This window comes from Amycolatopsis marina (assembly GCF_900111885.1).
Classification (GTDB): domain Bacteria; phylum Actinomycetota; class Actinomycetes; order Mycobacteriales; family Pseudonocardiaceae; genus Amycolatopsis; species Amycolatopsis marina.
This window is the reverse complement of sequence record NZ_FOKG01000018.1, coordinates 1-22,056: the sequence shown is the minus strand read 5'-3', so window position 1 is coordinate 22,056 and position 22,056 is coordinate 1. Positions and strand designations below refer to the sequence as shown.

Here is a 22,056-nt window from a genome sequence, read left to right as displayed (position 1 = left end):
ACGTCGCGTACTTTCCCGGGAAAGTGCGTGTACTGGTCACCCGGCGGTGGGAACGTTGGTCCCGCTGGGCAGCGCAGCCAGTAGCGACTTGGTGTAGTCGTGCTGCGGGGCGAGCAGCACCTCCTCCACCGTGCCGACCTCGACGAGCTTGCCCCGGTACATCACGGCGACCCGGTCGGCGATGTTCCATGCCAACCCCAGATCGTGGGTGATCACCAGCGCGGCGAGCCCCAGCTCGCGGCGCAACCGCAGGAACAGCGCGAGAATCTCACCGCGCACCGACGCGTCGAGGGAGGCGACTGGTTCGTCGGCGACCAGCAGGCTCGGGTCCAGTGCCAGTGCGCCGGCGATCACCACCCGCTGCCGCTGCCCACCGGAGAGCTCGTGCGGCATCCTGGGCATGAACCGCTCGGCTGGCCGGAGTTCGGCGGCCTCCAGCGCTCTGGTCACGAGCTGTCGTTCGCCGGAGCCCGTGAGGCCGTGAATGCGGGGCCCCTCGGCGATCGCCTCGTACACACTGTGTCTCGGGTTCAGCGCACTGGTGGGGTCCTGGAGCACGAGTTGCGCCTTGCGCCGGTACGCTCGCAGCGCCGAGCCCCGCTTCGGCAGTGGGTCACCCGCGAAGCGCAGGGTGCCGGCCGAGGGTGATTGCAGGCCGAGCATCGTCCGCGCGAGGGTGGTCTTGCCCGACCCCGACTGACCGACCAGCGCCACGATCTCCCCACGGTGGACGTCCAGGTCCACGCCGGCCACGGCGTTGATCGGTGCGCCGGACCGGTCCCGGAAACTCACCCGCAGGTCGCGGGCCGACAGCAGTGGATCGTGGCGTTCCGCCTCCCGCGCACGCGCCGGCTCCGGCGGCAGGGGGTTGCTGGTGGCCGGGGCGAACCGGGAAACGGGATCACCGACGGTGGGGAACGCGGCGGCCAGTGCCTTGCTGTGCTCGTGCTGGGGGTGGTGCATCACGTCGCGCCCCTGCCCCAGTTCGACGACCTCCCCGTCGTACATGACGGCGATCCGCGCGCAGGTCGCGGCGAGGACGGACAGATCGTGGCTGATCATGATCAGGCCGATATCGTGCTCGGCGACCAGTTGGCGCAGCAGGTCGAGCACCTGTGCCTGCACGATGACGTCCAGCGCCGTCGTCGGCTCGTCGGCGACGATCAGCCGCGGCCTGCAGGCGAGGGCCATCGCGATCATCACCCGCTGTTTCTGCCCGCCGGACAACTCGTGCGGATAGGCGTTCGCGCGGGATGTGGGCAGATCGACCTGCTCGAGCAGTTCCCGCACCCGCGCCTGCACGGTACTGTCCGAGACTTCGCCCTTCGGTGCGTGCAGGCGGATCGGCTCGGCGATCTGCTCACCGATCTTGCGTACCGGGTTCAGCGCGTGCATCGCGCCCTGGAACACCACAGAGGCCGCGGACCAGCGCACCGCGCGCAGCCTGCCCCAGCGCATGGTGCGTACATCCTCCCCTTCGAGGAGGATCTCGCCGGTGACCGTGGCGGACTTCGGCAGCAGCCGCAGCACGCTCATCGCGACCGTGGACTTGCCCGAGCCCGACTCACCGGCGATGCCCAGTGTGTCACCCGCCCGCAGGGTCAGGTCCACGTCCCGCACGGCCTCGACCTCGCCGCCCGCGGTGCGATAGGTGACGCCGAGGTTCCTCAGTGCCAGCAGGGGCACCGATTCCGCCTGCGATGCCGGGTGCTGCGCTTCGGCGGTCATGCCCGCCCTCCCTGCTTGAGCCTCGGGTTCAGGACCATCTCCAGCGCGCGTCCGACCAGCGTGAACGACAGCACGATCACCACGATCGCGATTCCCGGTGGTAGCACGTACCACCACGCGTTGGCCGTCACCGCCCCGGAACTCAGTGCGGTCTGCAGCATCGAGCCCCAGGACACCGCGCTCGGATCGCCGAGGCCGAGAAAGGACAGCGTGGACTCGGCGATGATCGAGTTGCCGACCACGAGCGTCGTGTTGGCCAGTACGAGAGGCATGACCGCGGGCAGTACGTGTTTGCCGATGATGTGCGGATGACCGCCACCCAGCGCTCTGGCCCGTTCGATGTAGGGCCTGCTCTCGATGGTGAGGGTCTGGGCCCGGACCAGCCGTGCCGTCGTCGGCCACGAGGTCACCCCGACCGCGACGATGATCGTCATGATCCCGCGTGGCAGCACCGCCGATAGGGCCATCGCGAGCACCAGCGAGGGCAGTACCAGGAAGAAGTCGGTGAAGCGCAGCAGCAGGCCGGAGATCCAGCCACCGAAGTGCGCCGCGGCGATGCCGACCAGCGTGCCGATGAACACCGACAGCACGGTCGCCGCGAAACCGACCAGCAGGGAAACCCGCGCGCCCCAGAAGGTCATCAACAGCACCGAACGTCCGTCGACGTCGGTTCCCAGCAGGTACTCCCAGCTCGGGGGTTGCAGGGGAAGACCCGCGGCCCTGGTGACGTCGAGGCCGGCTTCGTCGGTGATCAGCGGTGCCAGCGCCGACAGCGCGACGATCAACGTGAGCAGACCAAGACCGAAGAGCCCACCCTTGTTGGTGGTGAACTCGCGCCAGAAAGCGACGGCCGACGCGCGCCGACGCTGCCAGGTGATCACCCTCGCGCTCGTGTCCCCCACGGTGTTGTCCTTCGCTGGTGAGTCCTGTGGGTTCACGACGCACGCACCCTCGGGTCGAGCACGCGGTAGAGCAACTCCGCGGCCAGGTTCATCACGATCACCGATCCGGCGAGAATCACGAACACCCCTTGCAGAACGGGAAGGTCCGGTCCGCTGAGTGCCTCGTAGGTGAGCAGGCCGAGGCCCGGCCAGGAGAAGACGGTCTCGACGGTCACCGTGCCCGAGACCACCATGCCGAACTGCAGGAACACGAGCGTCACCGTGGGCAGCAGGGCGTTGGGCACCGCGTGCTTGCGCCGCACCATGTCATCCCGCAGCCCCTTCGCCCTTGCCGTGGTGAGGTAGTCGGCGTTCATCTCCTCAAGCAGCGACGAGCGCATCACCAGCATGTACTGGGCGTAGATCACGGCGAGCAGGGTCACGCACGGCAGCACCAGGTGGTGCGCGACGTCGAGCGCCTGCGCGAGGAAGGCCTCGGGGATGTCCGGCGAGCGCATGCCCCTGCTCGGGAACAACCCCTGGGTCGCGATGAGCAGCAGCAGGCCGAGCCAGAACTGCGGAACCGACCACAGGGTGAGCGCGATACCGGTGTGTGTCCGGTCGAACCCGCTGCCGTGCCGCCACGCGGCCCGCACACCGAGCCACAGGCCGAGGATGATGGCGAGCACGGTCGCGGTGCCCACCAGCAGGATCGTCGGCCACAACCGCTCGGCGATCATCGCCCCGACCGGCCGGTTGTACACATAGGACATACCGAGGTCGCCCCGGAACAGTCCGCCCGCGTAGTCGAGGAACTGCTGGAACAGCGGCTTGTCCACGCCGAGGCGTTCGCGCAGCTGTGCGATCTGTTCCGGGCTGGTCGGACGGTCCCTCGTCAGGGTGTTGATCGGATCGCCTGGGATCATCCGGAACAACAGGAACCCCAGCACCATGACGAGCCCGAGGCTCACCACCGCGGCACCGAGTTTGCCTGCGACGAACCGCGCTGTGCCAGTGCCGCCACGCGGTTCGTCCGGATCGTATTGTTCCCCCGGCAGCGATGGGGACGTGCTGACGTCGGTCAACTCGCGCCGCCTATTCCTGGTCCTCTATGGACTTCTTGCGTCGCGCCACGAGCAGCCCTGCTCCGGCACCGACGATCAGCACACCCGCGCCGACGGCGATCCACATGCCGGCCGAGCCACCGTCGTCAGCAGCGGCGGACTCACCTGCGGGAACCGCACCGTAGAACCCCCACGGACCGTTCTGCTCCATGATCGGGCCGTTGTCGGCCGGCTGCTTGGTGAAGCTTTCGAACTTGTCCGAGCGGTACGCCTCGAGCGCGTTGTCATAGTCGAGGACCACACTGGGGACCTGGTCGTAGTAGCGGGCCTGCGCCTGCCGAACGAGTTCAGCTCGGGCCGCGGGATCGGTCTCCGCGCGCTGCTGCTCGTAGAGGCGGTCGTACTCCTCATCACAGAAGAAGGCCGCCGTGCTGTTGCTGCCCGAGACCGCGGGAAGGCTCTCACACGCCTGCTTGGCCAGGATGTAATCGGGATCCGGGTTGGTCCCCCAGCCGGACAGCGCCATGTCGTAGTTGCCCGCCGAGGTCTTGACGTCGACCTCGTTGTCGGAGACGAGCTCCTTCGTCACAGAGATGCCGACGGCGTCGAGCCAGCCCGCCACGTAGTCGGCCACGCGCTGGTCGAAGTCCTCGCTCGCGCGGCCGGTGAGCCGGAACTTCAGCGGCTTGCCGTCCGGGCCCACCCGGACGCCGTCCGGGCCCATCGGGTATCCGGCCTCGTCGAGCATCGCTTTCGCGGCCTCCGGGTCGAACTTGTACGCCTGCTCGGGTGACGGTGTGAAATGGAAGTCTTCGTAGAGCGGGGGAACGATGCCGCCGGGAAGCTCTCCGTACCCGCCCACGACCTTGTCCACAATGGTCTGCGGGTCGATCGCTGTCGCGATAGCCTTGCGGACCCGGACATCACGGAGCGCTGGATGCCCGTCGCCGATGGGTTTGCGCTCCAGTGTCTGCGCGCCCGGATTGAGCAGCAGATCGTTGAACCGGCGTCCCACCGCCTGATTCGTGGTGATGCCGTCCTTGCCCTTCAGCGAGTCGAACTGGGTGGGGGTCAGGCGGTTGATGAAGTCGACCTCGCTCGTCAGCAGCGCGTTCACCGCCGCGTCGGCGTTCTCATAACTGACGAACTGCAGCTCATCGACCTTGGGAGCACCCCGCCAGTAGTCCGGGTTCGCCTTCAGCTTGACGACCTCGTTGCGGCGGAACTCGGTGATCAGGAAAGGTCCGTCGCCCACGCCCACGTACTCGATGGAGTTCGTCTTCGGGTCGGCCATGTCCTCGACGTCGGCCCAGATGTGCTCGGGAACGATCGGCACGTCCAGTGCCGTCATACTGGCCTGCGGTTCTTTGATCTTGATGACCAGTGTCCGGTCGTCGGGTGCGGTCACACTCTCGAAGTTGGTGACGTAGCTGCCGTTGGCCTCCGCGGCTGCCGGGTCCTCCATGATGCGGTTGAAGGTGAAGGCTGCGTCGGCCGCCGTCACCGGTTCCCCGTCGGACCAGGTCATCCCCTCGCGAATGGTGAAGGTCCAGGTGAGGCCGTCAGGCGATGGTTCCCACTTCTCCGCGACGCCGCCGGTCGGAGTGGCGTCCTCGGCGGAGGGCAGCGTGAGGAACTCCCACGCCATCCGGCCGATCATGGCGCTGGAGGAGAAACTCGCCAGGAACGGGTTGAGGTGATCGACTTCCTGTACCAACGCGACCCGGAGCACGGTGTTCTCCTGCGCCTGCGCCGGGGCGACAAAGGGCCCCGCGACCAGCACAGGAACTGCGAGCATCGCCACCGCCGCCCGGACGTGTCTCCGCTGAATGCCGCGCATCTTGACCACCGCGTTCCTCCCTGTGGATATCGCCGAAGACGAAAAGTAACCACATAGGGGCATAAGTGCGCAATATCTCCCCAACACGGTAGGTGTCCGATCGTTGCTTTCGCGTGTCCGATCGTCACAGAGGGGAGTATTTGCTCACGTACGGTTATCGCGGAGCCGGGCTTGGGAGCGGAGGGGCGTTCCTCAGTTCTGCTTCTCGTCACCTGTCTGCTCGCCGGAGCCGGACTCCTCGGCCGCGCCGGTCGACTCCTGCTTCACCGTGCTCTGCTCCACTTCGTCCTCCCGTCCGTCGGGAGATCCCAGGGCAGCGCGCCCCTCCGCGTAACTGCGAGCGATGGCGTCGTGCGCCTCACGTTCGCTTTGGTCCAGCCAGGCGCGGAAATCAGTTGCCTCCGACACGATGCTCACCCCTCGTTGTCGCTGTTCGCGTCGACACGGGCGGGCGGCGCTGCGGGAGCCCCCTCGGCACCCGCGATCGGCTCGAATTCCGCCGCCGACCGACGCTCGTTACCCAACGTAACTGGTACGGGAACGTACCACGAAGGTGCGCCGCGGTCGCCCTGTATCACCCGGGCGCGTGGTGCCCTACCGCCAGCCCGGCAGCGGGGGCAGCGGGTCGTCGGGGCCGAGCGTGGCCCCCTCCCCGCTGAGCACCTGGTCGAATGTTCCCCAGAGCCAACTGGTCAGACTCTCGACGAGATCGTCGAGAGTGAGGTCTCCGGGCTCGTCCAGCCAGCGGTTCGTCGTGGCCTCCACCATTCCCACCACGCCGAACGACAGCGGATCGGCGAGCCTTGAACTCGCGCCAAGCGCTTCGAGGTAGGCGGCCAGCAGCCGGCCGACCTGCGCGGCGATCGCCTGCTTGATATCGGCGACCACACTCTCGTGCCCCGCCGCACTCGCCGTCGCCCGGTGAGCGACGTAGCGATAGAGGTCCGCTTGCTGAGCGAGCCACCGCACGAAGGTGTGCACCGCCCTGTGGGTCATGGTTCGTGCCGATCCCGTGGGTTCGGTCAGTACCGGCGCCATGTCGGCGAGGAGCATCTCGGCCGCACGGTGCCCGACCGCACGGTACAGATCATCCGCATCCTCGAAGTGCCGGTAGAGCCGAGGACGGGCGACCCCCGCCTGCGCGGCGATCTGTTCGGTGGACACCCCCGGTCCGTGCAGGGCGATGGCCGCGACAGCCGCGTCCACGAACTCGGCGCGCCGCTTTGCTCGCTGACCTGCCCACCGGGTCGTCCGCCCGTCCGAGATGTCGGTCGCGGCGGTGCGGTCGGCGGTTCTGCTGTCCTCAGGCACGTGCACAGCGTACGAAGTCCGGCGCCGAATCGGCGGATTTACCAGTGCACCGGGCGTGCGAGCGTGGCAGGTATCCGTGTCGCAGCGTCGCCCTTGGCCGCGTTCAGCTGGGACTGGGTGAGGAAGATGCAGTCCGTGAGATCGGCGCCGCGCAGGTCGGCGTCCCGGAAGTCGGCGCCGATGAGATCCGCCGAGCGCAGGTCCGCGTTGCTGAGGTCGGCGGCGATGAGCAGGGCGCCGCGCAGGTTGGCGCCGCGCAGGTCGGCCTTGCGCAGCTTGGCGCCGATCAGGTCCGCTCCCCTGCGGTTCTTCTTGCGCCCGGCAACATCGGCCCGGACGAGTTCGCTGGTGCGCAGCAGCAGCCCGTTGACCTCGGCCCGGTGCCCCGCCACGTCCATCCCGATGAGCTCGTCGGCGCCATCGAGGGTGAGTTCCTCGGTGGTTCGCAGCGCAGCGCGCAACTCCGCATGGATGGATCGGGCCCTGGACTGCGCCAGCGCTTCCTCGAGATACCAGCAGAGCTCGTGGAGTTGGCGCATGACCGGAAGCACCGCGAACATCTGCGCCGCGGTGCCGGGGTGCTCGCGCCAGTCCCGGCCGCCGAAGGTGACCTGGGAAATCTTCTGGCCCGCACCGAAGCATTCGTAGACCGTGCAACCGGAGAATCCCTTTTCCCGCAACTGGGAATGGATGCCGCAGCGGGAGTCTGCCAGCAGGTTCGGACATGGCGTACCAGCGGGCTTGTCGATCGCGAAATCCGCGGACGCCGCGAACGGCAGGGCTACGCAGCACAGCCCGAAACAGTTCCCACAGTCCGCCCGAAGGTCCTGTCGGTCTGCGCCGGAAGTGGTGCCTTCTGGCTGTCGCGGCACGGGCATGATCTCCCTGGTTCGTCACCGGTGATGCGTTCCCTATTCTCCCCGCAGCGGAACCGCGACGAGAACCGGGGCAGGACGGAAGAGGCAGGTGCAGCATCACGAATCCGCATCAAGGTGGCCTTCCGACGTGTGTTTGACCGGACTATGGGCAGTCCGTGACCGCACGTAGGTGAAGAAGGAGCGGTGGAACAATGCGGATCCGCCACACCGGCAGGCGCACGTCGACGTTGATCGCGGCAAGCGCTGTCGCCGTGCTCCCGTTCACGGTGGCGGCGTGCGACATCGACGGGAACGCGGTCTCGGGCGGCTACCAGTCAGACCAGATCGCCGTCGACAGCGAGTACTTCGCCGACGACAAGTTCGTCGGCGAGACGGTGAACCTCGACACGACGGTGACCGAGGTGCTGACCGCGAGGTCGTTCGTGATCGATGGCGGCAGCTGGGGTGACGATTCGGTGCTGCTGCTGTTCGTCAGGGACGTCGACGACGTCGAGGAAGGGGCCGGGGTCCGGGTGATGGGGACCGTGCAGCGGTTCAGCTACGCGGCCTACGCGGACCAGTACGAACTGGCGGACGCGGAGAAGTACGAGCCCTACGCCGACGAGCAGTTCGTCGTGGCCACCACCATCGCGTCGAAGGGGCACGGCGGCGAGACGTAGCGAGCCGGGGATGCTCGTGCTCGTTTCATCTTGCGGCCCGGCCGGCCCCGACGATGCCGATTCGTTATCGCCACACTTGTCTGGACCACAGAAACCGATAGGTTGGCCCTCATGCGGATCATGATCTCGGCCGACATGGAAGGCGTCACCGGTGTCACCTGGACAGATGACGTCGTCCCGGGAACCGAACAATGGCAACGTTTCCGCCGCCTCTTCACCGACGACGTCAACGCCACGATCAGCGGGCTGATCGACGGTGGCGCTTCCGAAGTGCTGGTGAACGAGGCACACTCCGCGCAGCGGAACCTGCTGCTGGAGGATCTTGACCCGCGTGCGGCGATGCTGACCGGCAGGCACAAGCCGCTTTCGATGATGCAGGGGATCGACTCGGGCGTCGAAGGTGTCGTGTTCCTCGGCTACCACGCGGGCGCGGGGTGCGACGGAGTGCTCTCCCATACCTACCTGGAGAACCAGATCACCGGCGTGTGGTTGGACGGTGCGCCCGCCAGCGAAGGACATCTCAACGCCGCGCTCGCGGCGGAGTACGGCGTGCCGGTGCTCATGGTCACCGGAGACGACAGGACCTGCGAGGACGCACGCGAGTACGCGCCGGAGGCGCAGCTGGTGAGTGTCAAGGAGTGCGTCAGCCGGTATGCGGCCGTATGCCTCCCCCCTGCGCGGACAGCGGAACTGCTGACGTCCGCGGCGCGCGAGTGCACGGCGCGGGCGGGCGGGAGGACGCCGCAGCCGAGGGCGCACCGGATCGAGGTGGAGTTCGACGCGAGCCATCTGGCGCAGGCGGCGGCGGTGATACCCACAGTGGAGCAGGCCGGGGTGCGCAAGGTGGCGTTCGACGCGCCGAACATGACCGAGGCGATGAAGGCGTTCAAGGTGGTCACGGCCATCGCGGCTGGGGCGGTGCAGGGCAAGTATGGCTGAGCGAGTGGTGAACGTGCCCGCGCACAACGACGTCGTCGACCTCTGTGCGCGGCTGGTGCGGTTCGACACGACCAACCACGGCAACGGCGACTCCGCGGGCGAACGGGATGCCGCGGAGTTCGTCGCCCAGGTCCTGTCGGACGCCGGTGTCGAGAGCACGATCTACGAGTCGGCTCCCGGCCGGGCGAACGTGATCGCGAGGTTGTCCGGGCGCGACCCGTCGTTGCCCGCCCTGCTCGTGCAGGGGCATCTGGACGTCGTGCCCGCGGCGGCAGCGGACTGGACGGTGCCGCCGTTCTCCGGAGAGATCCGGGACGGGTACCTCTGGGGGCGTGGCGCCGTCGACATGAAGGACTTCTGCGCGATGGTCCTGTCCGCGGTGCGGTCGATGGCCGCATCGGGGCGCAAGCCGCGCAGGGACGTCGTGCTGGCGTTCGTCGCGGATGAGGAGGACAGGGGCGACTTCGGGGCGCACTGGCTGACGGCGAAGCACCCGGACCTGTTCGATGGGTGTGCGGCGGCGATCAGCGAATCGGGCGGATACACCTACCACGTGCCAGCCGCCGACGGGCGAACCGTGCGGTTGTACCCGGTGGCCACGGCGGAACGGGGAACGGCCCACCTGCGGATCTCCGCGACCGGCAGGGCCGGGCACGCCTCGCGCCGCAACGACGAGAACGCCGTCCTGCGCCTCGTCGGAGCCCTGCACCGGCTGTCCGAACATCGCTGGCCTGTTCGGCTGACGCCCACCGTGACGGCGTTCCTCGAACGAGCGGGCGCGGCGCTGGACGTCCAAATCGATCTGTCCGATGTAGACGCGACACTGGCCCGACTCGGTCCCGCGGCAGGGCTGGTGGAGTCCACGGTGCGCAACAGCACGACCCCGACCGTGCTCGACGCCGGGTACAAGGTGAACGTCATTCCCAGCCTGGCGAGCGCTCAGGTGGACACCAGAACGCTGCCGGGGACCGAGGACGACCTGCTCCGCGAACTGGACACGCTGCTCGGTCCGCACGTCGAACGGGAGTTCCTCACACGGCAGCCCGCGGTCGAGGCTCCCGTCGACTCGACGTGGTTCAGCTCCATGGCCGACGCGCTGCGGTCGCAGGATCCGGCGGCGGTCGTGGTCCCGTACTGCATGGGTGGCGGCACGGACGCGAAGGCGTTCAGCGCGCTGGGCATCGACTGCTACGGCTTCGCGCCGCTCTGGCTGCCGGAGGGGTTCCCGTACCGCGCGATGGCGCACGGCGTCGACGAACGGGTGCCGGTCGAGGGCCTGCGCTTCGGCGCCGCCGTCCTCGACCACTTTCTCAGCCACTGCTGACGCCAACGCCGGTTCACCTCCAGGGCTTGGAGTGTCTGCAAGTACCACCGAGCAAGATCGAAACCGCGTGCAACTACCACCGAGTCGAGGCCGTCGCCAGCGCGGCTTGGGAGCAGTTGGTGCGTAAATGATCTTGCTTGGGCGTACTTGCAGGCGCGCCAACCACGGTCACGCTGGGAATGGACAGGACTTCGGCCAACCGGGGCAGTGCTTGTTGTCCGATTTCGGTCAGGTTCGGACCACTTTCTTGACATCGATGTCACATGGCGGCTTTTCTGCCAGGGCGCGCCAGCGGTCGGGGTGCGTCTCCGCGGTCCCCGCCACGAAAGCCTGGTGCGCTGATGCTCCGACGTGTCCGACCTCCGGTCTGTACGCTGCTGTCCGTCGTTGTCATGTCCGCCGGACTCGCCACCTTGCCGACCACCGTCGCCGTGGCCCAGGAAGGCGGCAGCTTCTACTCCTCCTTCGAGGCGGGCGAGCCGGAGCCCACCTGGGTGGACACAGTCGAGACGCTGCCCTCCGGCGCACAGAAGTCCGAGGGCGTCAACGGAACCGATGCCACAGACGTGCCGGGGGACGTCCGGGGCAGGGTCACCGAGGTGACCGCCAGCGACGAGAACACCGGCGGCGGTGAGATCGCCGAGAACCTCGTGGACGGCGCTGCCGAGTCGAAGTGGCTGGCGTGGGAACCCACCGGCTGGGTCGAGGTCACGCTGTCCGAACCAACGACCATCACCCGCTACGGACTGACCTCCGCCAATGACGCGCCGGGCCGCGATCCCCAGGACTGGACGCTGCGCGGGTCCACCGACGGCACCACCTGGACCGAGATCGACAGTCGCACCGGCGAGTCTTTCGGCGCACGGTTCGAGGCCAGGGAGTTCGAGGTCACCGAGACACAGCCCTTCACGCACTACCGGCTGGAGATCACCCGCAACCACGGCGAGCCGCTGCTCCAGCTCGCCGAACTGCTGCTCGCCAACGACGACCCCGCCCCGCCCCCGCTGCCGAACATGCGCAGCCACGAAGGCGGCGGCCCACGTAGCAGCTACACCGGCAAACCCCGCGCGGGATACACCGGAGCCAGGGCGCTGCGGTACTCCGGCACCCATACCACCGAGGGCCACGGCTACTCCTACAACAAGGTCTTCGACGTCGACGTCCCCGTGTCGGCCGACACGGAGCTGTCCTACAAGGTCCTGCCCGAGTTCATCACCGACGACCTCGCCTACCCCAGCACCCACGTCGCCGTCGATCTGGCGTTCACCGACGGCAGCTATCTCAGCGACCTCGGCGCGGCCGACCAGTACGGTTTCGAACTCTCCCCCCGCGGTCAGGGCGCGGCCAAGTCGCTCTCGGTGAACCAGTGGAACCTGGTTCGCTCCGCCATCGGCACGGTCGCGGCGGGCAGGACCGTCGATCGCATCCTCATCGGCTACGACAATCCTGCGGGCCCGGGTTCCCTGAAGGGCTGGTTCGACGACATCACCCTGGCCGCGGCGGCACCAGCCCCGGACCATGCCCGCCCCTCGGAGCACGTCCTGACCACCAGGGGCACCCAGTCCAACAGCACCTTCTCCCGGGGCAACAACTTCCCCGCCACCGCGGTGCCGCACGGATTCAACTTCTGGACGCCGGTGACCGACGCCAGTTCCACCAGCTGGCTGTACCGCTTCCACGAAGCGAACAACGACGACAATCGCCCGAGTCTGCAGGCGTTCTCGGTCAGCCACGAACCGAGCCCGTGGATGGGTGACCGGCAGACCTTCCAGGTGATGCCGTCCGCCGCGAGTGGGATCCCCGACGCGGACCGGGAGGCGCGGGAACTCCCGTTCGGCCACGACAAGGAGACCGCACAGGCGCACTACTACGGCGTCGAGTTCGACAACGGCCTGCGCACCGAGATCGCTCCCACCGACCATGCGGCACTGTTCCGCTTCACCTTCCCCGGAGCGGACAGCAACCTGATCTTCGACAACGTCAACAACAACGGCGGCCTCACTCTCGACACCGAGAACGGGACGCTCACCGGCTACTCCGACGTCCGCAGTGGACTGTCGGCGGGCGCGGGCAGGCTGTTCGTGTACGCCACCTTCGACAAGCCGGTCGAAGCCGGCGGCGAACTGCCCGGCGCGGGCCGGGACAACGTGCGCGGGTACCTGCGGTTCGCCGCTGGTGAGTCCAGGACAGTGACCATGCGCATCGCCACCTCGCTGCTCAGCGTGGAGCAGGCGAGGAGGAACCTCGAGCTGGAGATCGCCCAGGACGCCACCTTGGAGAGCGTCCGCGACGCCGCGCAGGCACAGTGGGACGACACACTGGGCGTCATCGAGGTCGAAGGCGCCACACCCGACCAGCTCACCACGCTCTACTCCAACCTGTACCGGCTGTTCCTCTACCCGAACTCCGGATACGAGAACACCGGGACCGCCACCACCCCCCGATACCGGTACGCCAGTCCCGTCGCACCGAGAACGGGCCCGGACACGCCGACCGAGACCGGTGCGAAGGTCGTCGACGGTGAGATCTACGTCAACAACGGTTTCTGGGACACCTACCGCACCACCTGGCCCGCCTACGCACTGTTCGCACCGGAGCAGGCGGGAGAGCTGATCGACGGGTTCGTCCAGCAGTACCGCGACGGCGGCTGGATCTCCCGCTGGTCCTCGCCGGGCTACGCGAACCTCATGGTGGGCACCAGTTCCGACGTGGCGTTCGCTGACGCGTATCTGAAGGGCATCACGGACTTCGACGTCCAGGCCGCCTACGACGCGGCGCTGAAGAACGCGTCGGTGACGCCACCGGACGCGAGCGTCGGGCGCAAGGGCATCGACACCTCGATTTTCCTCGGGTACACGCCGACGTCGACACACGAGGGGATGTCGTGGGCACTGGAGGGCTACATCAACGACTACGGCATCGCGAACATGTCGAAGCGGCTCTACGACGAGTCCGCGCGGGACGACCCGCGCAGGCAGGAGTACCTGGACAACTACGAGTACTTCCGCAGCAGGGCGCAGAACTACGTCACGATGTTCGACGCCGAGTCGGACTTCTTCCAGGGCAGGGCCGCCGACGGCTCGTGGCGCCTGCCCGCCGACAAGTACGACCCGAGGGTCTGGGGGCACGACTACACCGAGACCAACGGCTGGAACATGGCCTTCACCGTGCCGCAGGACGGCAAGGGGCTGGCCAACCTCTACGGCGGCGAGGCCGAGCTCGCAGGCAAGCTGGACCAGTTCTTCAGTACGCCCGAGACCGCCACGTTCCCCGGCTCGTACGGCGGGGTGATCCACGAGATGCGTGAGGCCCGCGACGTGCGCATGGGCCAGTACGGCCACTCCAACCAGCCGTCGCACCACATCCCCTACATGTACAACTTCGCGGGGCAGCCGGCGAAGACGCAGGAGAAGGTGCGGGAGGTCCTGTCCCGGCTGTACCTCGGCAGCGAACTCGGTCAGGGGTACCCCGGCGACGAGGACAACGGGGAGATGTCCGCCTGGTACATCTTCAGCGCACTCGGGTTCTATCCCCTGGCGGTGGGCAGCGCGCAGTATGCGATCGGCTCACCGCTGTTCACCAAGGCCACCGTGCACCTGCCCGGCGGCAAGGACCTGGTGATCAACGCACCGGAGAACAACGCGGACAACATCTATGTCCAAGGACTGAAGGTCAACGGCAAGACGCACACCTCCACCTCGCTGCAGCACGACGTCCTCGCCGAGGGCGGTGTGCTCGACTTCGACATGGGATCGGAACCGTCCAGCTGGGGGACGGGCGAGAAGGACGCGCCGCCTTCCCTCACCAAGGGCGACGCGCCGCCCGCCCCGCTGCGGGACGTGACCGGCGACGGGACGGCGACCGGGAGCGCGGGCGCCGACGTGACCACCCTCTTCGACAACACCACCGCCACCGAAACCGCCCTGCCCGGCGACCGGCCCTGGGTGCGCTACGACCTCGACCGGTCGGACGGCAGGGTCACGCACTACACGCTGACCTCGTCCGATCAGCAGGCCGATCCGACGAGCTGGGTGTTGAGCGGCTCCTACGACGGTGAGCGCTGGACCACGGTGGACGAGCGGACCGAGGAGACCTTCACCTGGCGAAACCACACGAGGGCCTTCGGGGTCGAGCGGCCAGGTCGTTTCAGCCACTACCGGCTGGAGATCACCGGAACCTCGGCCGGGAGCGCCGAACTGGCGGAGATCGAGCTGCTGGGCACGCCGGATCCGGCCTGCAGCCGCACAGTGACCGGAACCCACGACGGGCCGCTGACCATCGACGCAGGTGTGGTCTGCCTCGACGCCGCCACCGTCCGCGGACCGGTCACCGTGACCGCGGGTGCGACCCTGCTCTCGCACGGCGGCTCCATCGACGGCCCGGTCACGGCCACCGGCGCTGATTCCGTGGTGCTCGACCACACCCGGGTCACCGGCCCGGTACGGATCGCCGGGGTCACCGGTGAGACGGCCGTCGAGGCGGCCACGGTGACCGGCCCAGTCGAACTCACCGGCAACCACGCACCGCTGATCACCGCGACCACCCTCACGGGACCGCTGAACTGCTCCGGCAATGAGCCCGCGCCTTCCGACCATGGTCTGGACAACACCGTGCGCGGACCGGTCTCCGGCCAGTGCGCGGTGATGTGAGCGTGAGCAGGTGCTCCCCATTACCGTGGGCCCGTGACCGCGACGGAATCCGACTTCTTCTGCTCCTTCGAGGACGGTGAGCCACGGCCGGGCACCGGTTCCCGGTTGCGGGTACACGTCGGCTCCGGCCCTGTTCGCGCCCCTGCCGCACGAACAGGAGCCGGGTTCACCGGCACCCGGGCGCTGCACTATGCGACATCGGCAGCAGGACAGGCCCGTGCCGGGCTGTTCGCGGTCGACATCGCGGTCGCCGAGGACAGCGAACTGTCCTACGTGGTCTTCCCGGAGCTGACGGGGTGGCCGTCCTACCGCAGCACGTTCGTCGCCGTCGACCTGGAGTTCGACGACGGCAGCACGCTCGCGGAGCTGTCGCCGACGGACCAGTACGGCTTCGGCCTGACGGCCGCCGCCCAGGGCAGCGCCAAGTCCCTTTCGGTCGACCAGTGGAATCTGGTGCGCTGCCGGATCGGCGCCGTGGCGGCTGGGCGATCGATCCGTGCCATCGTGCTCACCACCGACGCGCCGGAGGGGGACCACGAACTCACCGGCTGGCTCGACGACCTCCGCATCGCCCCGGCCCGGCCGTCACCCGACGGTCCTGCTGCGGTGGACCACATCCGCACCACCAGAGGCAGCCACTCCAGCAGACAGTTCTCCAGGGGAAACACCTTTCCCGCCACCGCGGTGCCGCACGGATTCAACTTCTGGACCCCGGTGACCGACGCGGGCTCGCTGGACTGGATCTACGAGTACCACAGGGCGAACACAACGCAGAACCTTCCCGCGCTCCAGGCATTCGCCGTGAGCCACCAGCCCAGCCCGTGGATGGGCGACCGGCACACCTTCCAGATCATGCCGGGCTCGGGACCGGTGACCCACGGGCGGCGCAGCAGGGCACAGACCTTCTTTCATTCCGACGAAACCGACCGCCCGCACCATTACGCGGTGCGGTTCACCTCCGGCATCGAGACCGAGTTGGTGCCCACCGACCACGCCGCGATGCTGCGAGTCACGTTTCCCGACGGGAAGGGCTGGCTCCTGTTCGACAACGCTCGCAACAGGGGTGGGCTCAGGGTCGACCCGACCACCGGAACGATGTCCGGCCACACCTGGGTGCGCAGCAGACTGTCCGCGGGCGCGCGCCGGATGTACGTGTACGGCACCGTGGACCGTCCCGCGACCGGAGGCGGGCGGATTCGCAGGCCGTGGTGGCGCACCGTCACCGGATACCTGGCCTTCGACAGTCCGGTGGTGACGCTGCGCATCGCGACGTCGCTGCTCAGCCTCCGGCAGGCGCGGGACAATCTCGATCTGGAGTTGCCTGCCTCGGTGACGTTCGACGAGGTGAAAGACCGGGCGCGGCAGCAGTGGCAGGACATCCTGGGCCGGTTCGAGATCGAGGGCGCGAGCCAGGACCAGCGGCAGACCTTCTACGCCAACCTCTACCGGCTGTTCCTCTACCCCAACTCCGCGTACGAGAACACCGGCGACGCGCAGCACCCCGTTCCCCGCCACGCCAGCCCCGTCGTGCGCCGCTGGTGGCCGAGTACCCGCAAGCGAACCGGCGCGAAGGTCGTCGACGGTGAGATCTACGTCAACAACGGTTTCTGGGACACCTGCCGCACCACCTGGCCCGCCTACGCACTGTTCGCACCGGAGCAGGCGGGAGAGCTGATCGACGGGTTCGTCCAGCACTACCGGGAGGCGGGTTGGATCCCACGCTGGTCCTCTCCTGGTTACGCCGACCTGATGACCGGGACCAGTTCCGACGTGGCGTTCGCCGACGCGTATCTGAAAGGTGTGCATGGATTCGACGTACTCGGGGCGTACGACGCGGCCGTACGCAACGCGACGGTGACTCCGCCGCATCGTGGGGTCGGCCGCAAGGGACTCGCCGAGTCGATCTTCCTCGGCTTCACGCCCACGACAACGAAGGAGGGACTGTCGTGGGCACTGGACGGCTGCGTCAACGACTTCGGCCTCGCGAACTGGTCGCAGACACTGTATGAACAGGCCGATCCCGGCGATCCGCGGCGGGCGGAGTTCCGCGACAACGCGGAGTACTTCCGCAACCGTGCGCTGCACTACGCGCACCACTTCGACAGCCGGACCGGGTTCTTCCGCGGCCGCACCGCCGACGGAAACTGGCGAGAGCCTGCCGAGCACTACGACCCGGCACACTGGGGCCCCGACTACACCGAGACCAACGGCTGGAACACCGCGTTCACCGTCCCGCACGACGGGCAGGGACTCGCCGCGTTGCACGGCGGGCGGGCCGCGCTCGCCGCTAAGCTGGACCGCTTCTTCAGCACTCCGGAGCGCGGCGGCAAGCCCGGCGACTACGGCGCCGTCATCCATGAGATGTCCGAGGCCCGTGCGGTCCGGATGGGTCAGTACGGGCACTCCAACCAGCCCTCGCACCACATCCCCTACATGTACAACTTCGCGGGGCAGCCGGCGAAGACGCAGGAGAAGGTGCGGGAGGTCCTGTCCCGGCTGTACCTCGGCAGCGAACTCGGTCAGGGGTACCCCGGTGACGAGGACAACGGGGAGATGTCCGCCTGGTACATCTTCAGCGCACTCGGGTTCTATCCCCTGGCGGTGGGCAGCGCGCAGTATGCGATCGGCTCACCGCTGTTCACCAAGGCCACCGTGCACCTGCCCGGCGGCAAGGACCTGGTGATCAACGCACCGGAGAACAACGCGGACAACATCTATGTCCAAGGACTGAAGGTCAACGGCGAACCCCATACCTCCACCTCGATCCCCCACACGGTTCTCGCCGAGGGCGCGGTACTCGACTTCGAGATGGGTCCGGAGCCCTCGTCGTGGGGCACCGGGGAGGAGGACGTGCCGCCGTCGCTCACCACCGGCGAATGGCCCTCACCCCTCGCCGACGTCGTCGCCACCGTCCACTGCTCCGACGGCACCGACCCCGTGGCGCTCGTGGACGACACCACCGCCACCGAGGCCAGGTTCTCGGTGCCCGACCCGGTCATCGAGGCCACGATCGACGGGCAGGTGACTCCCGTCCGCATGTACACGCTCACCTCCGGCGGGCAGGACGCCGACCCGAGGTCCTGGGTACTGGAGGGCTCGCCCGACGGGACGACCTGGACGGTGCTGGACGAGCGGGTCGGCCAGTCCTTCGGGCTGCGACGGCAGACCAGGGCGTTCGGGATCGCCGAGCCCGTGACCGTGCGGCACTACCGGCTGCGGGTGACGGCGACCGCGGGCCCGCGGCTGTGCCTGGCGCAACTCGAACTCCTCGCCGAGCCGGTGGGCCCCTCGTGATCCGCAGACTCGGCCACAACGCGGCAGACCGCATGGCGGCTTCGGATCCCGGACTCGTCCGGCTGCGGGTCGCCGCGTCCGCGGTGCTCGGAATCGCCATCGCGGTGGCCGCGCTCCTGCCTACCGGGCAGCCGCTGACCATCATCCTGGTCGGGGCCATCGCTGCCATGATGGCGGCGTTCACGGTCAACGACCCCACCCCGGTCCGGCAGGCGGTAACCCTGCTGCTCGGGCTGTTCGCCGGTGCCGTGTCACTCACCTCGGCCAGCCTGGGCAACGACGTCCCACCCCTGGACGGCGTCATCTTCGTGCTGCTGATCTTCGTCGCCGTGTACGCCCAGCGCTTCGGGCCAAGGGGCGTCGCGCTCGGTTCGATCACGTTCTTCCTGTTCTTCTTCGCGATGTTCCTCGGGACCACACTCGCCCAGGTGCCCGCACTGCTGCTGGCGCTGGCCGTGGGGATCGCCGCCAACGCGCTCGTCCGGTTCCTCCTGCTCCCCCGGCGTCCCGACCGGGAGCTGCTCCGGATTCGCAGAGCGTTCCGCGCCCGCCTCGCTCACGTGGTCAGCGCGGCGGCGGGGTACCTCGCCGCGGGGGGCAACGAGAAGTCACGGAAGCAACTACGCAAGGCCGATGCGCGGCTGCACGAGTGCGTGCTGCTGATCGAGGACACCGCCGAGGACGTCATCGGCGCATGCGCCGCCGGGATGCTGCGCAGGCGCGCGATCGAGGTCGAGCTCGCGGTGCAGTGGCTCTCGGTCACGACCCGGCGAACCTGCGCCGACGATCTCGCGCCGGACACCAGGGCCGACCTGCTGGCGAGGCTGCGCCGGTTCAGGGCACTGATCGAACGCGACCCCAGGGACCTGCCACTGATCAGCGAGACCGAGGAGTTCAGCCGGATGCTGGTCGAGGGCAGCAGTCTGCGTGAACGCCCGGAGCCCGGCGACGAGCTGCGCAGGGCCATCGCCGAACTCGCGCTGGCCGATGTCAACGCCCAGCGCGTGGCGGAGCGGGACTACTCCGTCGAGTTGGCGGAGACCGAGCCCGACGCCGACGCCGGGACGGCCCCCGAGCGGGTCAAGGCTTTCGCCTTCGACAACCAGACCCGTAGCGCCGTGCAGGCCGTCGTCGGCGGCGGGCTCGCCGTGCTCGGCGGCGAACTGGTCTCGCCGCAGCGGTGGTACTGGGCCGTGCTCACGGTGTTCGTGGTGTTTCTCGGCTCCTCCACCGCCGGTGCCACCTTCGTGAAGGGTGCGCGGCGGCTCGGCGGAACCGTCGTCGGGATCTTCGGCGGCGTGCTCTCCGCGTTGCTGGTCGGCGGGAACCAGCCGGCGACGATCGTGCTGATCCTGGTGTGCGTCTTCGGCATGGTGTACGTGTCCCGCGTCTCGCAGACCGCGATGGCGTTCTTCGTCACGACGATGCTCGGGCTGCTGTACAGCCTGCTCGGCACGTTCAGCTACTCGGTGCTCGGCGTGCGGCTCGCGGAGACGGCGGTCGGCGCGCTGGCCGGCGTGCTGGCCGCCGTGGTGATCGTCCCGGTGCGAACGCGAGCGGTCATGCTCGATGATCTGCGCGACGTGCTGACAGAACTCCGTGAGTTCCTCGACAGGGCCACCGGGCTGCTGTCGGGCACGGAGAACGTCAACGTCATCGAACTGTCCAGGGAACTCGACCGGGCCGTCGGCCGACTCAGAGTCACCGTCGAACCCCTCACCCATCCCGTCAACCTCAGTGCGCGCCGGGACTACGGCTGGTACGTACTCAGCGGCGCCGAGGCGCTCGCCTTCCGGGCGCGGCACATCGCCGCCCGTGCACAGCCGGGGCTGCTCGCGGGGCAGCAACCCCTGCTGCGGGAACTCGTCGATCGGATCGAGCGCAATGTTGACACCTTGATCGAGATCACGAACGATCCGTCGTCGGCGGGCAGGCGTGTGCTGTGCAGGGCGACCGGGGAACCGCCGGGCGAGGCCGCTCCGGAGATCGCGCAGCGGTCGGTGCTCTCCAGCCTCGGCAGGCTGGACGCGGGGGTGCTGGCGCTCGGTCCTGCCTTCGGCGTCCCGGTGCGGGACACTGAGCGGACGTCCGGGTCATCCACCGATCGCTCAACCGATCAAGATCGACGTGAGGCGACGCACCCGCTACGCCCCCGTCGCGCCGGATAGCATCGCCCGCACAAGCAACGAACCCGTCAGCAGGAGAACGCAATGACCCAGGCCCCTGTCAACGTCACCGTCACCGGCGCCGCCGGCCAGATCGGCTACGCGCTGCTCTTCCGCATCGCGTCCGGTCAGCTACTCGGCCAGGACACGCCGGTGAAGCTGCGCCTGCTGGAGATTCCGCAGGCCGTGAAGGCGGCCGAGGGAACCGCGATGGAGCTGCAGGACTGCGCTTTCCCGCTGCTCGCTGGCATCGACATCTTCGACGACGCCAAACAGGCGTTCGAGGGTGCGAACGTCGCGCTGCTGGTCGGCGCCCGCCCCCGTACGAAGGGCATGGAGCGCGGTGATCTGCTCGAGGCGAACGGTGGCATCTTCAAGCCGCAGGGCGAGGCCATCAACGCCGGTGCGGCCGACGACATCAAGGTGCTCGTGGTGGGCAACCCGGCCAACACCAACGCGCTGATCGCCCAGTCGCACGCCCCCGACGTCCCGGCCGAGCGGTTCACCGCGATGACGCGCCTGGACCACAACCGCGCGCTCGCGCAGCTGTCGAAGAAGCTCGGCACTCCGGTCGCCGACATCAAGAAGCTGACCATCTGGGGCAACCACTCGGCCACCCAGTACCCGGACATCTTCCATGCCGAGGTCGCGGGCAGGAACGCCGCCGAGGCCGTGAACGACCAGGCGTGGCTGGCCGACGAGTTCATCCCGACCGTCGCCAAGCGCGGCGCGGCCATCATCGAGGCACGGGGCGCATCCTCCGCGGCGTCCGCCGCCTCGGCGGCCATCGATCACGTCAACACCTGGGTGAACGGCACCGCCGACGGTGACTGGACCTCGATGGCCATTCCTTCGGACGGTTCCTACGACGTGCCCGAGGGCCTGATCTCGTCGTTCCCGGTCACCACCAAGGGCGGCAAGTACGAGATCGTTCAGGGCCTGGAGATCAACGACTTCTCCCGCGAGCGGATCGACGCCTCGGTCCGCGAGCTGACCGAGGAGCGCGACGCGGTGAAGCAGCTCGGCCTGATCTGAGCAGCTGGCGCGCACTTCCGAAGTTCCCCAATGTGGCATTCGGGAACTTGAGCGTCCCGAACGCCACATTGGGAACTTCAACGTCCCCAATGAGGTTTTCTCAGTAGCGGCCGTGGTGTTCGTGGTGGGTGAGGACGAGGGCTGCTTGGGTGATGGTGCCGATGTGGGTGGGGCTGAGGGTGATGCGGTGGAGTGCGCGCCAGCGGGTTTTGAGGGTGGCGGCGGCGCGTTCGCCGAGGCAGCGCAGGCTGGTGTGGAGCAGGTTGTAGGTGCGGTGGTCGGGGGCGAG

15 protein-coding genes are annotated in these 22,056 nt (G+C 68.3%); 7 read left to right on the top strand and 8 right to left on the bottom strand.

Features of this window, described 5'->3' with window-relative positions:
- Positions 1 to 36: 36 nt before the first annotated feature.
- From nikE to BM199_RS24940, 7 genes are all read right to left on the bottom strand, one after another.
- Positions 37 to 1,728, bottom strand: a complete 1,692-nt coding sequence (gene nikE / locus BM199_RS24970) for a nickel ABC transporter ATP-binding protein NikE (RefSeq protein ID WP_091676149.1) — start codon at positions 1,726 to 1,728, stop codon at positions 37 to 39.
- Complete coding sequence (locus BM199_RS24965; protein WP_177242788.1) at positions 1,725 to 2,630, bottom strand: ABC transporter permease; 906 nt, start codon at positions 2,628 to 2,630, stop codon at positions 1,725 to 1,727. Before BM199_RS24965 ends, nikE begins: the two co-directional genes overlap by 4 nt.
- A gap of 32 nt (positions 2,631 to 2,662) precedes the next feature.
- On the bottom strand, positions 2,663 to 3,667 hold the full coding sequence (locus BM199_RS24960; protein WP_177242787.1) for an ABC transporter permease: 1,005 nt from the start codon (positions 3,665 to 3,667) through the stop codon (positions 2,663 to 2,665).
- A gap of 37 nt (positions 3,668 to 3,704) precedes the next feature.
- Entirely contained in the window at positions 3,705 to 5,513 is a 1,809-nt protein-coding gene (locus BM199_RS24955) for an ABC transporter substrate-binding protein (protein ID WP_091676401.1), read from the bottom strand.
- A 192-nt stretch (positions 5,514 to 5,705) separates the two neighbouring features.
- Positions 5,706 to 5,921, bottom strand: a complete 216-nt coding sequence (locus BM199_RS24950; RefSeq protein ID WP_143101916.1) for a hypothetical protein — start codon at positions 5,919 to 5,921, stop codon at positions 5,706 to 5,708.
- 186 nt (positions 5,922 to 6,107) lie between these two features.
- The gene (locus BM199_RS24945; protein WP_177242779.1) at positions 6,108 to 6,824 is read right to left on the bottom strand and encodes a TetR/AcrR family transcriptional regulator; all 717 of its coding nucleotides are present in this window, start codon (positions 6,822 to 6,824) and stop codon (positions 6,108 to 6,110) included.
- A gap of 38 nt (positions 6,825 to 6,862) precedes the next feature.
- Positions 6,863 to 7,702 carry a pentapeptide repeat-containing protein gene (locus BM199_RS24940; protein WP_091676144.1) on the bottom strand — a complete coding sequence of 280 codons (840 nt, stop codon included), beginning with the start codon at positions 7,700 to 7,702 and terminating at the stop codon, positions 6,863 to 6,865.
- 191 nt (positions 7,703 to 7,893) lie between these two features.
- Between BM199_RS24940 and BM199_RS24935 the strand changes: the two genes are divergently transcribed.
- The 7 genes from BM199_RS24935 to BM199_RS24905 all read left to right on the top strand — a co-directional run bounded on the left by BM199_RS24935 (position 7,894) and on the right by BM199_RS24905 (position 21,767).
- Positions 7,894 to 8,361 (top strand): hypothetical protein, encoded by a 468-nt coding sequence (locus tag BM199_RS24935; RefSeq protein ID WP_091676141.1) that lies wholly within the window; start codon positions 7,894 to 7,896, stop codon positions 8,359 to 8,361.
- Positions 8,362 to 8,472: 111 nt separating this feature from the next.
- Positions 8,473 to 9,300 carry a M55 family metallopeptidase gene (locus BM199_RS24930; RefSeq protein ID WP_091676139.1) on the top strand — a complete coding sequence of 276 codons (828 nt, stop codon included), beginning with the start codon at positions 8,473 to 8,475 and terminating at the stop codon, positions 9,298 to 9,300.
- A complete protein-coding gene (locus BM199_RS24925) occupies positions 9,293 to 10,624 on the top strand; it encodes a M20/M25/M40 family metallo-hydrolase (protein ID WP_091676136.1) in 1,332 nt (443 codons plus the stop codon). Before BM199_RS24930 ends, BM199_RS24925 begins: the two co-directional genes overlap by 8 nt.
- 392 nt (positions 10,625 to 11,016) lie before the next feature.
- Entirely contained in the window at positions 11,017 to 15,273 is a 4,257-nt protein-coding gene (locus BM199_RS24920) for a GH92 family glycosyl hydrolase (protein WP_245788653.1), read from the top strand.
- Positions 15,274 to 15,306: 33 nt separating this feature from the next.
- A complete protein-coding gene (locus BM199_RS24915; RefSeq protein ID WP_091676131.1) occupies positions 15,307 to 18,567 on the top strand; it encodes a GH92 family glycosyl hydrolase in 3,261 nt (1,086 codons plus the stop codon).
- Between the two features lie 32 nt (positions 18,568 to 18,599).
- The gene (locus tag BM199_RS24910; RefSeq protein WP_091676397.1) at positions 18,600 to 20,735 is read left to right on the top strand and encodes an FUSC family protein; all 2,136 of its coding nucleotides are present in this window, start codon (positions 18,600 to 18,602) and stop codon (positions 20,733 to 20,735) included.
- A 42-nt stretch (positions 20,736 to 20,777) separates the two neighbouring features.
- Entirely contained in the window at positions 20,778 to 21,767 is a 990-nt protein-coding gene (locus BM199_RS24905) for a malate dehydrogenase (protein WP_091676129.1), read from the top strand.
- Positions 21,768 to 21,867: 100 nt separating this feature from the next.
- Here BM199_RS24905 and BM199_RS24900 read toward each other — a convergent pair.
- Positions 21,868 to 22,056 (bottom strand): transposase family protein (locus BM199_RS24900; protein ID WP_218160432.1); only part of this gene is annotated, 189 nt, incomplete at its 5' end.

What these genes read in the sequence shown, in the direction of transcription:
- nikE (WP_091676149.1), bottom strand. Translation starts at nt 1,728, where the DNA reads ATGACCGCCGAAGCGCAGCACCCGGCATCGCAGGCGGAATCGGTGCCC.
- BM199_RS24955 (WP_091676401.1), bottom strand. Translation starts at nt 5,513, where the DNA reads ATGCGCGGCATTCAGCGGAGACACGTCCGGGCGGCGGTGGCGATGCTC.
- BM199_RS24940 (WP_091676144.1), bottom strand. Translation starts at nt 7,702, where the DNA reads ATGCCCGTGCCGCGACAGCCAGAAGGCACCACTTCCGGCGCAGACCGA.
- BM199_RS24935 (WP_091676141.1), top strand. Translation starts at nt 7,894, where the DNA reads ATGCGGATCCGCCACACCGGCAGGCGCACGTCGACGTTGATCGCGGCA.
- BM199_RS24930 (WP_091676139.1), top strand. Translation starts at nt 8,473, where the DNA reads ATGCGGATCATGATCTCGGCCGACATGGAAGGCGTCACCGGTGTCACC.
- BM199_RS24925 (WP_091676136.1), top strand. Translation starts at nt 9,293, where the DNA reads ATGGCTGAGCGAGTGGTGAACGTGCCCGCGCACAACGACGTCGTCGAC.
- BM199_RS24920 (WP_245788653.1), top strand. Translation starts at nt 11,017, where the DNA reads ATGTCCGCCGGACTCGCCACCTTGCCGACCACCGTCGCCGTGGCCCAG.
- BM199_RS24910 (WP_091676397.1), top strand. Translation starts at nt 18,600, where the DNA reads ATGGCGGCTTCGGATCCCGGACTCGTCCGGCTGCGGGTCGCCGCGTCC.
- BM199_RS24905 (WP_091676129.1), top strand. Translation starts at nt 20,778, where the DNA reads ATGACCCAGGCCCCTGTCAACGTCACCGTCACCGGCGCCGCCGGCCAG.